At 43.4% G+C, this 13706-nt stretch carries 11 protein-coding genes and 1 riboswitch; of the genes, 8 read left to right on the forward strand and 3 right to left on the reverse strand.

From position 1 onward, the window contains the following. Window positions 1–20 precede the first annotated feature (20 nt). The 3 genes from AC59IL_RS26250 to AC59IL_RS26260 all read right to left on the reverse strand — a co-directional run bounded on the left by AC59IL_RS26250 (window position 21) and on the right by AC59IL_RS26260 (window position 4346). Window positions 21–1481: a TolC family protein gene (locus AC59IL_RS26250; protein WP_496555191.1), complete on the reverse strand. Its 1461-nt coding sequence runs from the start codon at window positions 1479–1481 to the stop codon at window positions 21–23. A 360-nt stretch (window positions 1482–1841) separates the two neighbouring features. Beyond that, a complete protein-coding gene (locus AC59IL_RS26255) occupies window positions 1842–3005 on the reverse strand; it encodes a trans-sulfuration enzyme family protein (protein ID WP_496555192.1) in 1164 nt (387 codons plus the stop codon). A 6-nt stretch (window positions 3006–3011) separates the two neighbouring features. Then, window positions 3012–4346, reverse strand: a complete 1335-nt coding sequence (locus tag AC59IL_RS26260; RefSeq protein ID WP_496555193.1) for an APC family permease — start codon at window positions 4344–4346, stop codon at window positions 3012–3014. Window positions 4347–4401: 55 nt separating this feature from the next. Between AC59IL_RS26260 and AC59IL_RS26265 the strand changes: the two genes are divergently transcribed. The 8 genes from AC59IL_RS26265 (at window position 4402) to cobT (ending at window position 13626) form a co-directional block, all read left to right on the forward strand. Then, window positions 4402–6471 (forward strand): TonB-dependent receptor family protein, encoded by a 2070-nt coding sequence (locus AC59IL_RS26265; RefSeq protein WP_496555194.1) that lies wholly within the window; start codon window positions 4402–4404, stop codon window positions 6469–6471. Window positions 6472–6616: 145 nt separating this feature from the next. Further along, window positions 6617–6910, forward strand: a riboswitch (cobalamin riboswitch). Between the two features lie 121 nt (window positions 6911–7031). Beyond that, window positions 7032–8966 (forward strand): TonB-dependent receptor plug domain-containing protein, encoded by a 1935-nt coding sequence (locus tag AC59IL_RS26270; protein ID WP_496555195.1) that lies wholly within the window; start codon window positions 7032–7034, stop codon window positions 8964–8966. Window positions 8967–9062: 96 nt separating this feature from the next. Continuing rightward, complete coding sequence (locus AC59IL_RS26275; protein WP_496555196.1) at window positions 9063–9650, forward strand: DUF6580 family putative transport protein; 588 nt, start codon at window positions 9063–9065, stop codon at window positions 9648–9650. 132 nt (window positions 9651–9782) lie between these two features. Further along, window positions 9783–10721, forward strand: a complete 939-nt coding sequence (locus AC59IL_RS26280; RefSeq protein ID WP_496555197.1) for an ABC transporter substrate-binding protein — start codon at window positions 9783–9785, stop codon at window positions 10719–10721. Beyond that, window positions 10714–10938 (forward strand): cysteine-rich CWC family protein, encoded by a 225-nt coding sequence (locus AC59IL_RS26285; RefSeq protein WP_496555198.1) that lies wholly within the window; start codon window positions 10714–10716, stop codon window positions 10936–10938. Before AC59IL_RS26280 ends, AC59IL_RS26285 begins: the two co-directional genes overlap by 8 nt. Further along, complete coding sequence (locus tag AC59IL_RS26290; RefSeq protein ID WP_496555199.1) at window positions 10925–11488, forward strand: bifunctional adenosylcobinamide kinase/adenosylcobinamide-phosphate guanylyltransferase; 564 nt, start codon at window positions 10925–10927, stop codon at window positions 11486–11488. Before AC59IL_RS26285 ends, AC59IL_RS26290 begins: the two co-directional genes overlap by 14 nt. A gap of 165 nt (window positions 11489–11653) precedes the next feature. Then, entirely contained in the window at window positions 11654–12457 is an 804-nt protein-coding gene (locus AC59IL_RS26295; protein WP_496555200.1) for a Dph6-related ATP pyrophosphatase, read from the forward strand. 95 nt (window positions 12458–12552) lie between these two features. Beyond that, the gene (gene cobT / locus AC59IL_RS26300; protein ID WP_496555201.1) at window positions 12553–13626 is read left to right on the forward strand and encodes a nicotinate-nucleotide--dimethylbenzimidazole phosphoribosyltransferase; all 1074 of its coding nucleotides are present in this window, start codon (window positions 12553–12555) and stop codon (window positions 13624–13626) included. Window positions 13627–13706: the final 80 nt, after the last annotated feature.

Here is a 13706-nt window from a genome sequence, read left to right on the forward strand (position 1 = left end):
AATGAAATGGTTTTCCCGGTTTATAATTTAATGCCCTGCCCTTTATAAAACTCCAGCACTTTCATTTTAAACACATAATCGAACTGCGCACCGGCAAGATCAAGTTGGGCACGGCTGAGGTTGTTCTGGCTCAGAATTAAATCAAATGTACTTAGCAGTCCGAGGTCGTATCGTTTTTTGGCAAAGTCGTATGTTTTTTGATTGATAGCTACAGAAGTTTTAGCAGCATTAAATTTTTCCAAAGCTGCTGAAGCACTGAAATACGCTTTGTAAATATCATTCTTTAATGTTTGATCGGCCAGCGATTTGGTAAGCTCGGCATTTTTAAGGTTTAGTTTCGAGCGCTGATAATTAAACCGGGCATTGCCGCTACTGTTAATGGGTACCGAAATGCTGAAGCCGAGGCTTTGCCGGAAGTTGTTGTTCATTTGAGTGCCCCAACCAGTCCAGCGATCGCCAAACGATTTTTTCGATTGCGTTATATCGATGTGTGGTGTATTTACATTATACGGTGTGCCTGCTACGTTGATAAAAGCCTGAGAAACATCATAGCCACCGTTCCATGTTTGACTGGTGTTTTTATTGGGGCTTGAAAAGTTAGTAGCCAATGAGCCGCCGATAGCAATAGTAGGATACATGGCAGCCCTGCTTGCACGTAAAGAAGCTTCGAGCGATTTAAGGCGTAATTCATTTGCTTTTTGCGCCGGCTGATTTTGCAGGGCAATCTGGAAAACCGTTTCGGGTTGCAGCTGCAAAATAGGGTCTACCGGAATTTGATCAACCGGGGGCGTGGTAACATCAAATGGCTTACCGGCATCAATATTCAAAACCTGTTTCAGCTGCAACAGGTTTTGATCGGCATTCGACTGGGCCGAAATATAATTTGAACTGTCGGATGCGTATTGCCCTTCAAGCGTCAGCGCGTCTAACTCAGGAACGGCGCCTGCCGCTACTTTTTTACGCGCTACATCTAACTGACTAAGGGTACGTTGCATTTGTACTTTGGCAATATCAACCTGCTGACGCGATAACAATACCTGTAAGTAATAGGTAGCCACATTCAGGGCTACATCATTTTTAATTTTTTCTACATCTGTTTTCGCCGCATCGGTACTAAAATCGGCGGCCATGATGTTATTACGAATGCGGTGCCAGTTAAAAACAACAAGGCTGGCATTCAGGTTATATCCCTGGTATAATAACTGGTTACTGGTAAACTGGTTGGTAGTAGGGTCAATTGAACGGCCCCATTGCAAACCGGTATTGGTACTGAAATCGGCATTGGGATATTGCGACCAGCGGGTTTGCTGCCCGTTCACATCGGTAAGCCGGGCCTGTACATCGGTTTGCTGAACCGACAAATTATTGGCAAGCGCATAATCAACGCAACGGCGCAAATCCCATTTTTCCTGTGCAGAAACCGTATAAAACAGGTTACAGATAAGGATAGTAATCAACAATGAAACCCTACTTTTTTTCATATTCCAAAAGTAATTGTAATGTAAGGGGAACAGTTTGCTTTTTGATAAACGGTCACAAAACCTGAGTTTTTTTGAAGTTTACATTATTTTGAACTGTTCCATTGATTCAGCACTTCAGAACAGCCAAACCTCAAACCCTCAGGTTTTTTCAAGTCAGCATCCAAACCTACGCCTAACGTGGTAACCGGTTAAAATACACTGGCCCTTCGACTCCGCTCAGGACTATTGGCCCGATCCTTCGACTTCGCTCAGGATTACCGTTCCGATCCTTCGACTTCGCTCAGGACCTACCGTTCCGATCCTTCGACTTCGCTCAGGATTATTGTCCCACTCCTTCGACTCCGCTCAGGACGCTCAGGATTATTTTGAAGCAAATGCCTGTTCAATATCCGCAATAAGATAATCGGATTCTTCGAGCCCTACATAAAACCTGATCATCCTGTGCTCGCGGTTGCCTGCATCGAATTTTTCGGGCAAAACCGAAGCGCAACGCGGCATGGCCAGGCTTTCATGACCGCCCCAGCTTACTGCAATTAATATGTGTCGCAAAGATTCGCAGAAGGTTACAATTTCTTCCATTTTTTCTGCCTTCATAACAATAGTGAGCAAGCCGCAGGCGCCTGTCATCTGCTGATGGGCCAGTTTATATTGAGGAAAAGAGATATCGAAGGGGAAAATAACTTCTTCGACCCGGGGGTGCTTTTTCAGGTACTCAACTACTTTAATGGTGGTTTTTGAAATACGTTCGAGCCTGATGGGCAGGGTGCGCAAACCACGGATCAGCAGCCAGGCATTGAAGGGGGATATTCCATTACCCATGTTCAGCAACTCGCTGTCGAAGATTTTCTTCATCATGCTTCGGGTGCCTGATAACACGCCGGCCACTACATCGCTGTGACCACCTATATATTTGGTGGCCGATTGCAGCACCATATCAATGCCCAGTGAAATAGGTTTTTGGTACAGGGGCGTGCAGTAACTGTTATCACAAATTGTTATAATATTTTCAGCCTTAGCCAGTTCAGCCACCGCCTTCAGGTCCTGAATGTCAAAATCCCAGCTATTGGGCGACTCGAGGTATATTACCCGGGTATTGGGAAGAATGGCCCTTTCAAAATTTTCAATATGTGTTCCATCGATGTAAGTAGTAGTTATATTAAACCGGGGCAATATATTATCGAACATTTTTTGCGCCCAGGTATATGGATTACGAACTGACACTATGTGATCGCCTGATTGTACATTTGAAAATACCGAAGCAAAAATGGCGGAAGCGCCGCTGTTGAAAACCAAACAATCTTCAGCTTCGTCTAATGCTGCCAGTTTCTGACGCAGAATATCAACCGTAGGATTTAAACCGCGGCTGTACAAATAGGTGCTGTATTCGTCTTCAAATACCTTGCGCAGATCCTCTACCTTTTTAAAGGCAAAGTTGCTGGTTTGCATAATGGGTGGAGAAATGGCACGGAAATATTGTTCACGATCTTCACCTAATTCATTCAAAATGTACGACAGGTCGTTCATGCGACTTTAGTTTGGTTGAGCAGATTTCTTAAAAAAGCGTAACACATAATATAAAGCAAAGAACACGGCAAACACCAGGCTGCTTACCCATGCGGCTTTGGGTGTTTTAATGGCAATGCTGGCACCAACAAACAAATACGTTGCGATAAAAATTAACGGCAACATAGGATATAGCTTCATATGATACCTGTTTTCATTACCCTGACCTATACCCCTTTTTCGTAAAATGAAAATAGTACCTGCCGAAGTAGCCATCCCGATGCAATCTAAAAATATAGTGTAATCGAGAATCTTATCAAAAGTTTTACCGTAAAACAACGTAATAAGGCAAAGAGCAGTAAAAGCACTCAACGATACCACCATTACATTTTTTTTTGCGCTTATTTTTTTAAATACAGCCGGCAATACACCTTCGTCACTCATGGCATACATTACCCGGGGGTTACTCATCAGTAATACATTTACATAAGCAAGCACAGACAGGAATAAAACAACTGAAAAAACAGTAAACCCCTTTTCACCGAATAATTTACCCGCAAGAACGGCAGCAATGGATTGTGCTTGTTTTAAATTATCAAAACCTATTACTTTTAAATAGGTGTAATTAATCGTAAGATACAGCAACATTATGATAGCTATACCAAAAAATATTCCTTTTGGTAAAATTTTTGAAGCGTTTTGTACCTCACCACCAAAATTTATCGTTTGCTGGTAACCGCCATACGTAAAACTTACTGCCACCAGGCAGGCGCCGAACGCTTTTATGGTGGACATAAAGTCGGTTCCGGTTGTCGAAGCATTTGTAACCGCGGGGGCATAATCACTCACAAACAAAGTGCTGATAAGAAATAACACCAATACGATTTTAAGTACCGTTAGTACGTTTTGGGTATGCGCACTCATTCGTAAACCCAGCAGGTTCACTCCATAAAAAACAATCACCGATATTGTAGATATCGTAAGTTTTATAGCATTAAGATCACTACTTCCTTTAAACAATACATTGGCCAGGTATTCGGACCCGATCAATGCCACACCTGCCAGCGAAGCAGCATTCGACACCAGTATGATGCAGTTAATGGCAAATGCCATAGATGGATGGTAACAATAAGAAAAAATTTTATAATATCCACCCGTTACAGGATATCGCGAACCGATCTCTGCATATGTTAATGCCCCACATAAAGCCACTACGCCTCCCATGATCCAGGCAGCAAAGAACATATCGGCCGAACCGGCTTGTTGGGCCACATTTACCGGCGTACGAAAGATGCCCATGCCTATTACCAACCCCACCACAATCATGGTAAGGTCGAACAAATTCAATTTGGTCGACTTCATTCGTGGAAGTTAATTAATATTTGCATTTACCTTTACGTTTAATTCCCTCTTTCTGATGGCACCAAAACTCATACTTTTCTTATTTAGCATATCATTAGCAGGCAGTCTTATTGCACAAACAAATGTAAACAACGACTCGGCCCGTGTATTGCAGCAGGTGGTTATAAAAGCCTATGAGCAAAACCGCCAGCTGAAAGAAGTATCGGCAGCAATTAATGTTATTAACCCCGCTCAGTTGGAGCGTTTTAATAATACCAGCATTTTACCTGCTTTAAATGCTACACCCGGCGTGCATATGGAGGAACGTTCGCCCGGCAGTTACCGGTTAAACATACGCGGGAGTACCCTGCGCTCGCCTTTTGGGGTTCGTAATGTAAAGGTTTACTGGAATGGTATACCTTTTACCGACCCGGGCGGCAATACTTATCTGAATCAGCTCGGCTATTATAATATTAGTTCTATAGAAGTAATTAAAGGGCCGGCCAGCAGTTTATACGGGGCAGGTACCGGGGGCGCCATTTTGATCAGCAGCCAGCCACAGCATATAACACCCGGCATAAATCTGCATTACGTTACCGGAAGGTTTAACATGCAAAATATAAATGCCCAAATAATTACGGGCAATGATGATCATAACAATACATTCGGATATACGCATCAGGCCAGTGATGGTTATCGCGAACACACCAAAATGCGGCGCGATATTGCCACCTGGGAAACGCAGATCAAAGCAAATGACAGGCAACAACTGGCGGCATCGATACTGTATGGCGATCTTTATTATCAAACACCCGGTGGTTTGACAGCTGCCCAATATAATGCTAACCCGCGTTCAGCACGCCCTGCAACCGGAGCAACGCCCGGTGCAGATGACGCCAAAGCTGCTATATACCAGAAAACATTTTTAGCAGGGTTGAACCATACTTACCGCTTTAGTGATGAATTTCAAAACAGCACGGTGGTGTATGGCGCTTTTTCGAACATAAAAAATCCAACATTTCTTAATTATGAAAGAAGAAGCGAACCGCATTTTGGCGGCCGTACGATGTTTACGTGGCAAAAGCAAATACAACAAACCAGTCTGCAACTATCATTCGGCGGCGAAGGCCAGCGCGGTTTTTTCAATACCAAAACGTTTCGCAATGTAGCCGGCAACCCCGACACAGTACGAACAGATGATGATATCAACAATTACATTTATTCGGGTTTTGTACAAACCGATATCCGTTTTACCGGCGACTGGGCCATCAGCGCAGGCGTAAGCATCAATAAATCTTCAATAACTATAACACGACTTACCGGGCGGCCAAAGGCTACTTTAAAATCCACCTTTAACAGTGAATGGGCGCCAAGAATTGCCATTTCAAAAAAGGTGTTACCCGGCACCTTGTTATATGCCAGTGTATCGAGAGGATTTTCGCCACCCACCACTGCAGAAATTTTACCATCAACTTCAATCATCAATACAAGCCTGCAGGCCGAACATGGTTTGAATTATGAAGCAGGCATTAAAAGCAGCTGGTTACAGCAACGCTTATACGTAGAAGTAAATGCTTTTTATTACCAGCTTAAAAATGCCATCGCACGACGGAACGACAGCACCGGAGCAGACTATTTCATAAATGCAGGAAGCACCCGTCAGCGCGGTATTGAATCGCAGGCTTATTACCAGTTGTTACCTAAAGGCAATGGCTTTTTAACCAGCGCACGTATCTGGATCAGTCATACCTGGAACAAATTCCGTTACCAAGATTTTAAAGTGGTAAGTACCGATTTCTCAGGTAACAAGCTGCCTAGTGTTGCTGCCAATATTGTATCGGCCGGTATTGATTTCGCTACGCGGCCCGGCTGGTACACCAACATAACATGGTTTTACAGCGACCCGGTTGCATTGAATGATGCCAATACAGATGTTGCATCATCGTACAACCTCGTGGGCGCCCGTACCGGCTGGCGCACCTCATTTGGCAAAAAAGTAATGATGGATGTGTTTGCAGGGGTAGATAATTTATTTGATGTTACCTATAGTTTGGGTAACGATATCAACGCTGCCGGAGGTCGTTACTACAATGCGGCGGCTGGTGTTAATTATTATGCAGGTGTAGCGTTTCAGTTTAAGTATTAACAGGCTTCATAACAAACAATTGATCTTTATGCATTCAAAGATCAATTGTTTGTATTATAAGGTGTTGCAATGGCTTTAGATATACCGCTCCGCTTTTCCACAGCAGCTTTAAAAAAAATATATTGGAATAAGCCCCCCACCCCCCTATTTTTGCCGCGTGATTGGTTTCTGCCGGCGTAATGTGTCGGGAGAATGAAAAGGGAAACCGGTGTAAGTCCGGTGCTATCCCCGTAGCTGTAAGTTCCTTAACAGTTCTAAGTTTTAAGTTTTAGGTTCTAAGTTAGTTCCTGAGTTTCAAAGTCAGCGAACATAGAACTGAGAACACAGAAATAAGAACTGTTCAGTTCAATCTTTATACCACTGTCGAATAAATTAGCAAAGATGGGAAGGTATTGAACTGCGAACAAGCCAGAAGACCTGCCAGTTGCAATTATTACATCAACGAGCTTTCGGGTGAAAAGCCGGGATGAAATTCGTCTTAACCGCGGAAGACCATTTCATTTCTGTTCGTATTTCATTTTTCCGAAGGTTCATAGTTACATCAAAACTAAACTATGACCATGTTTAAAAAGTTACTCGCAGTATCTTCTCTGGCGCTGAGCCTTGATTCATTTGCACAGGACTCTACATCTTCTTCTTCAAAACAATTAGATGAAGTAATTGTAACAGCCAATAAGCTGGCCCAAAAACAATCTACTACCGGTAAAGTCATTACGGTTATTTCGAAAGAACAAATCGAAAAAAGCAGCGGTCGCACCGTTGGGCAATTATTAAACGAGCAGGCTGGCATTACCATTAATGGCGCCTTAAACAATATTGGAACCAATCAGTCGGTTTACATGCGGGGCGCTGCATCGGGCCGCACATTGATCTTACTGGATGGTATTCCGGTTTATGACCCGTCTCTTTCAGGCAATGAATTTGATCTGAACCTTCTTTCGCTGAATGATATAGAACGGATAGAAGTTTGCCGGGGCGCACAATCTACATTATACGGCAGCGATGCAGTAGCAGGCGTAATCAATATTATAACTGTTAAGCAAAACATTGCCAAACCTGTAAATGCCAAAGCAAGTATCGGCGCCGGTAGTTTTGGCACTTTCAGGGGTAATGTTCAGTTTTTTGGCAAAGCCGATAAGCTAACCTATAGCGCCCGTTATTCAAAAGTGAAATCAAATGGATTTTCAACAGCATACGATAGCACGCATAATCAAAACTTCGATAAAGACGGTTTTAACAGCGATGTAGCCGCTGCCTCTTTGCAATACCAGGCTACACCTGAACTTTCGATAAGAAGCTTTATTCAATATAGCCATAACAAAACAGATCTCGATTACGGAGGTTATAAAGATGACAGGGATTATGTATTGAAAAATAAAAGTCTGATGACCGGCGCCGGCTTCACTTATCGCAGGAACGGGGTAAGTATAACAGGTAATTATCAATACTCAGATGTTACCCGGAATTTTGTAAATGATAGTACTGATGCCGTTTATACAAAATACTTTTCGAACGACAACTATGGCAAGGCTCAATATGTTGAAGCATATGCCAATATTAATTTAGGTAAAGGTTTCAGCTGGCTGCAGGGAGCCGATTACCGGTTCAGCAGCATGAACAGCCAATCGCTTTCCATAAGCGTATTCGGACCATATCCTGATAAAATCAACGATACATCGCATAGCCAGGCTTCGATGTTTGCTTCGCTGTTTTATAATGCACCCAACGAAAAGCTGAATATCGAACTTGGTGGCCGTATGAACGTGCATTCACGCTACGGCAGTAACTATACCTATACTTTCAATCCTTCGTACAATTTCAGCGACCATTTCAGGGTATTCGGAAGTGTGGCTACTGCATTTAAAGCACCCTCATTATATCAACTCTTTTCAGCTTATGGCGATCCTAATCTGAAACCAGAAACTTCAACCAACTATGAACTGGGTGCACAGGCAAAGAATGAATTGGTTTCAGGCCGCGTGGTTTATTTTCAACGCCGTATTAAAACCGGTATCGACTTCGATTACATAAACTACAAATATTTCAACGCTGCCAAACAAACGGTAAAGGGTTTTGAATTTGAAGCAACGGCAAAACCGGTGTATCACCTTACACTTACAGTAAATTACACCTACCTTGATTCAAAAGACGACATACAAAGCCGTGAAACATTTAAGGATACTACCTATCATTATTTGCTCAGAAGGCCCAAACATAACCTGAACGTTACTGCAGGTTATCAGATAAACAGTAAATTTTATGTAAGTGCTTCAGGCAAATATGTAAGCAAACGATATGATGTTGGCGGGTACATGACTAAAGATTTGGCATTGAGCGATTACTTTATAGTGAATGCTTATGCAGAATATAAATTCGTTAAATTTTTAAAAGTATTTGCAGATGCACAGAATGTTACCGACCGTAAATTTTTCGATGTAAATGGATACAATTCAATTCCATTTATGTTTAACGGAGGCATCATCTTAAACCTGTAAATTATAACAGGCAGGGAGTAGTTATTTCAACTGCCTCCTGCCTTCATTTAAACAGCGGTAAAATTCTTTAACTTAGAATAGTAAAACGTATAAACCATGTCACTAAAACAAATCAACCCGCGAACAGCTGTGCTGCTGCTTTTCATTGTAGTGGTTGCCGCCCTGAGGCTGGCTTCCTTTTCCGACTGGGGTCCGTTAACGGTATTTACCCCTATTGGCGCAATGGCGTTATTCGGGGGTGCGTATTTCAGGGGTAATGTAAAACCATTCGCTTTTCCATTGCTAACCTTGTTCATCAGTGACGTGATTTTGTCGTTTACCATTTTATCGCAATCGCCATACAGGAGCGGCTTGTTGTACACCGGCTGGTTCTGGACTTATGGAGCCTTTGCCCTGATGACCATTGCAGGTAAGCTGATCATAAAAGAGGTTACCATAAAAAACATTGTTACTGCAACTGTAGTTGCCACGCTCATTCACTGGCTGGTAAGCGATATCGGAGGATGCCTGGCTGAAAATCAATTTTCATTCACCTTGTACACTCAACGTTTGATCACTGCCATTCCTTATGAATGGCGTTTCTTAGGCGGTACTGCTATTTACAGCGCCATTATGTTTGGCCTGTTCGAATGGCTGCAACATAAATATGTTTCACTAAATCCGACAGTGAGTTCAACACTTTAAGCTGTTACCGGTTACCAGTTGCCGGGAGCCGGGAAAACCGGAAACCAGTAACTGGTAACAAATAACCGGTAATCGTGTAACCTGTACCTTGACCCTTGCGCTTTATTGCTTCACTTCTTAATTCTACACGCCATGACTGTTTGCTCATTTCTACCCGCTGCCACACAAATGATTTACGACATGGGTCTGCAACAACAGTTACAGGGTATTACATTTGAATGCCCCTCACCCGCCCTGGCCGAAAAACAAAAAGTGGTGCGTTGTGTGCTTGAAGGCAATCATTACAGCAGCGAGGAAATAGATAGAATTTTTTCGGCATCGAAAGCACAGGGAAAAAGTTTGTATTATGTAGATGAAAACCTGTTAAAAGCAATTGCGCCCGATATCATTTTTACGCAGGATGTATGTGAAGTATGTCAGATAGATACAGCCTGCACGTCGGCGGCGGTGGCCAAACTCGACAAGCAACCACAACTGATTGCTCTTACCCCCAATACCCTGCACCACGTTTTTAATACCGCTGTTACCATTGCAGCCGCAATGGGTCATGAAGAAGCGGCTTATCATTATCTCGCTACCTTACAAAAAAGGATCGATCATATTATTGACGGATTGCGATTACATAAAGCACCGCCAAAACGAGTAATGATCATGGAGTGGATTGCCCCGATTTACAATTGCGGCCACTGGATACCCTATCAGATCGCTTATGCAGGCGGAATCGACATGTTATCGAACCCCGGTGGCGACAGCATTGTTACACCGTGGGAGAAAATCGTGAAATATGATCCTGAAGTGCTGGTGATCGCTCCCTGCGGATTTACCATTAACAGAACAGCCGAAGAAATTCATTTGCTTACGCAGAAAAAAGAATGGAACGATATTACAGCTGTTAAAAACAAATCGGTATTTATGGCCGATTACGATTTGTTTACCCAACCGAGCGCCGGCACATTAACAGATGGCATTGAATTGCTGGCGGCATTATTTAACCCCAATCTTTTTAAAGTTCCTGTACACCTGCAACATAAATTCAAACCGCTTTTTCAACCAGTTGCCGCCTATGTGTAAGCACGAACAAAAAATCTGTCCGCGTTGCCACACACCTTTTGAATGCAAGGTTGGTGATGTTTCGCATTGCCAGTGTTATGGCATTGGGCTTACTGACGAAGAAAAAACATTTTTGGAAGAACGCTATTCCGATTGCCTCTGCCGCAATTGTTTGCTTGAACTGAAACAACGGTATACCTTATTTAAAGAAAAATATTTTTCCAATGGATCAAGATAGAGGCCTCGCCCCAACCCCCTCCGGTGGAGGGGGAGCAAGCCCCGGAATTATTTTCATCACTGGAGGCGCACGCAGCGGCAAAAGCCGTTACGCCCAGCAACTGGCGTTGGAGTTAAGCGGGTCGCCTGTTTACCTTGCCACAGCCCGGCACTGGGACGATGATTTTGAAAAGCGTATTCAACGCCACCAATCAGAAAGAGACCAACGCTGGACATCCATTGAAGAAGAGAAATACATCAGCAAGCTATCGCTCAATGATAAAGTAGTAGTAGTGGATTGTGTTACCTTATGGCTCACTAATTTTTTTACCGATACCAAATACGATATAGAAAGCAGTCTGCAGCAATGTAAAGATGAAATAAACGGTTTGGATACCGTTAATAACACCTTCATCATTATCAGCAACGAACTTGGTATGGGCATGCATGCCGATACTGAAACCGGCCGCAAATTCACCGACCTGCAGGGCTGGATGAATCAATACATAGCGCAAAAAGCCAATAAAGTTGTTTTTATGGTGAGCGGGATACCGGTGACAATAAAACAATAGGCAATGGGCAATAGACAATGGACGACCAGGAAGTAGCAAGTGGTGAATGAATAATGCCGTTAGGCATCAAATGTTGGTAGCAGAATGATAGCAGGTATTAACGTCCCATAGGGACGAAACGACGAAATGGGAAACATCCATGCACAGCACAAATTAATAAAGTAAATGAACGAATTGCAGAACAATAATATCGTAATACCGAATGAAGCTATTAATAACCTCTCTTCCCCCTTCAGCGGGCCGGGGGGCAAAGCATACATGAACTGGAGCGGCGGAAAAGATTCATCGCTTTGCCTGCATTATATTCAGCAGGATAGCCGGTATGCAGTAGATTGTTTACTTACCAGTGTAAATGCCGCCCATGATCGCATATCCATGCATGGGGTACGCCGTTCGCTGTTACTGGCACAGGCTGCATCCATCGGGCTTCCCCTGCAAACTATTGAATTACCGGAACAACCCGGCATGCAGGAGTATGAACAGGCGATGATGGAAAAGGTAAGCGCTCTAAAAAGCAATGGCTATGATTATGCAGTGTTTGGCGATATATTTCTGGAAGACCTGAAACGCTACCGCGAAGAAAAACTGGCAACGGCCTCTATCCAGTGTGTGTTTCCCCTATGGAAAATTTCAACTACACAGCTGATGCAGGAATTTTTGCAGCTTGGGTTTAAAGCCATTATTGTTTGTGTGAATGAAAAATATCTTGATAAAAGCTTTTGCGGTCGACTTATAGATGAATCATTTGTTAGGGACCTGCCATCGAATGTTGACGTATGTGGCGAGAACGGCGAATACCATTCTTATGTATTTGATGGTCCTGTTTTTAAATATCCGATCCCATTTAGCAAAGGCGAAATAGTTTATCGCAAATACCAGGCTCCCCAACAGGCACAGGATACCTGCAATCCTATGAACCAGGCTTCACAATATGGGTTTTATTTTTGCGATCTGTTACCGGGAGATTGACGTCGGAAGTCGGAAGGACCCGATGACAAATTCTTTTCACAATATTATTTCACGATTCACCATTCGTCATTGACGATTTCAACAAAACAAAACATATGTCGGCTACCAGTACACTCACCTTAAAGCAACAACTGCAGCATATCATCAACCATAAAACAAAACCATTAGGCGCATTGGGCCGGCTTGAGGAAACGGCCTTAAAGATCGGATTGATTCAGCAAACTGCACATCCTGTTATTCAGCAGCCGCACATTATTGTTTTTGCCGGTGACCATGGTATTGCAAAAACCGGTTTGGTAAATGCTTATCCGCAGGAGGTAACAGCTCAAATGGTGCTGAACTTTGTGAATGGCGGCGCGGCCATTAATGTATTCTGCCGTCAAAATAATCTTACGTTAAAGGTGGTAGATGCCGGTGTAAACTTTGACTTCACTTCTAATCCGGTACAGGTTATTAATGTCAAAATCGGGCATGGCACAAAAAATTACCTGAACGAAGCGGCCATGAGTCCTGATCAGGCAGTGCAGGCTATTGAAAAAGGCAAAGCAATCGTTGCACAAACAGCTGCAGCAGGCTGTAACTGTATTGGCTTTGGCGAAATGGGCATTGGTAACACTTCATCGGCAACCCTTATCATGAGTGCAATCACCGGCTTACCGGTTGTTGAATTTACAGGCCGGGGGGCCGGACTTAACAACGAACAATTACAAACAAAGATCAACACCCTGGAACAGGTATATGAAAAACATGCGTTGAAAGAACTCGCCCATATGCCCGTTGAATTACTGTCGCGTGTAGGTGGATTTGAAATTGCCATGATGGCCGGCGCTTATCTTGAAGCGGTGAATCAAAAAATGATTGTATTGGTTGATGGCTTTATTGCCACTGCAGCCCTGCTGATTGCCAATGAACTGTTTGCTGCCGAAAAAGGAAACAACTCGGTAACCGGATGGACCCTCATCGAGCATTGCATTTTTGCGCATACCAGTCAGGAAGCGGGTCACGAAAAAATTTTACGTCACCTGGGGGTAACACCATTATTAAATTTGGGTATGCGCCTGGGCGAAGGCACTGGCGCTGCTTTGGCCATGCCGTTGATTCAGAGTGCGGTGAACTTTTTAAATGAAATGGCCAGCTTTGAAAGTGCAGGAGTGAGCAATAAAGAATAGTCAGGAAGTCAGTAAAGTCCGAAAGAATCTCACCGCAAATAAGTCTTGCTTTCGGACTTGCGGTCTTTCGGACCTTAATT

The sequence above is a fragment of the Niastella sp. sgz303648 genome, from assembly GCF_059587045.1.

What these genes read in the sequence shown, in the direction of transcription:
- AC59IL_RS26265 (WP_496555194.1), top strand. Translation starts at nt 4,402, where the DNA reads ATGGCACCAAAACTCATACTTTTCTTATTTAGCATATCATTAGCAGGC.
- AC59IL_RS26290 (WP_496555199.1), top strand. Translation starts at nt 10,925, where the DNA reads ATGGATCAAGATAGAGGCCTCGCCCCAACCCCCTCCGGTGGAGGGGGA.
- AC59IL_RS26275 (WP_496555196.1), top strand. Translation starts at nt 9,063, where the DNA reads ATGTCACTAAAACAAATCAACCCGCGAACAGCTGTGCTGCTGCTTTTC.
- cobT (WP_496555201.1), top strand. Translation starts at nt 12,553, where the DNA reads ATGTCGGCTACCAGTACACTCACCTTAAAGCAACAACTGCAGCATATC.
- AC59IL_RS26250 (WP_496555191.1), bottom strand. Translation starts at nt 1,481, where the DNA reads ATGAAAAAAAGTAGGGTTTCATTGTTGATTACTATCCTTATCTGTAAC.
- AC59IL_RS26255 (WP_496555192.1), bottom strand. Translation starts at nt 3,005, where the DNA reads ATGAACGACCTGTCGTACATTTTGAATGAATTAGGTGAAGATCGTGAA.
- AC59IL_RS26260 (WP_496555193.1), bottom strand. Translation starts at nt 4,346, where the DNA reads ATGAAGTCGACCAAATTGAATTTGTTCGACCTTACCATGATTGTGGTG.
- AC59IL_RS26285 (WP_496555198.1), top strand. Translation starts at nt 10,714, where the DNA reads ATGTGTAAGCACGAACAAAAAATCTGTCCGCGTTGCCACACACCTTTT.
- AC59IL_RS26280 (WP_496555197.1), top strand. Translation starts at nt 9,783, where the DNA reads ATGACTGTTTGCTCATTTCTACCCGCTGCCACACAAATGATTTACGAC.
- AC59IL_RS26295 (WP_496555200.1), top strand. Translation starts at nt 11,654, where the DNA reads ATGAACGAATTGCAGAACAATAATATCGTAATACCGAATGAAGCTATT.
- AC59IL_RS26270 (WP_496555195.1), top strand. Translation starts at nt 7,032, where the DNA reads ATGTTTAAAAAGTTACTCGCAGTATCTTCTCTGGCGCTGAGCCTTGAT.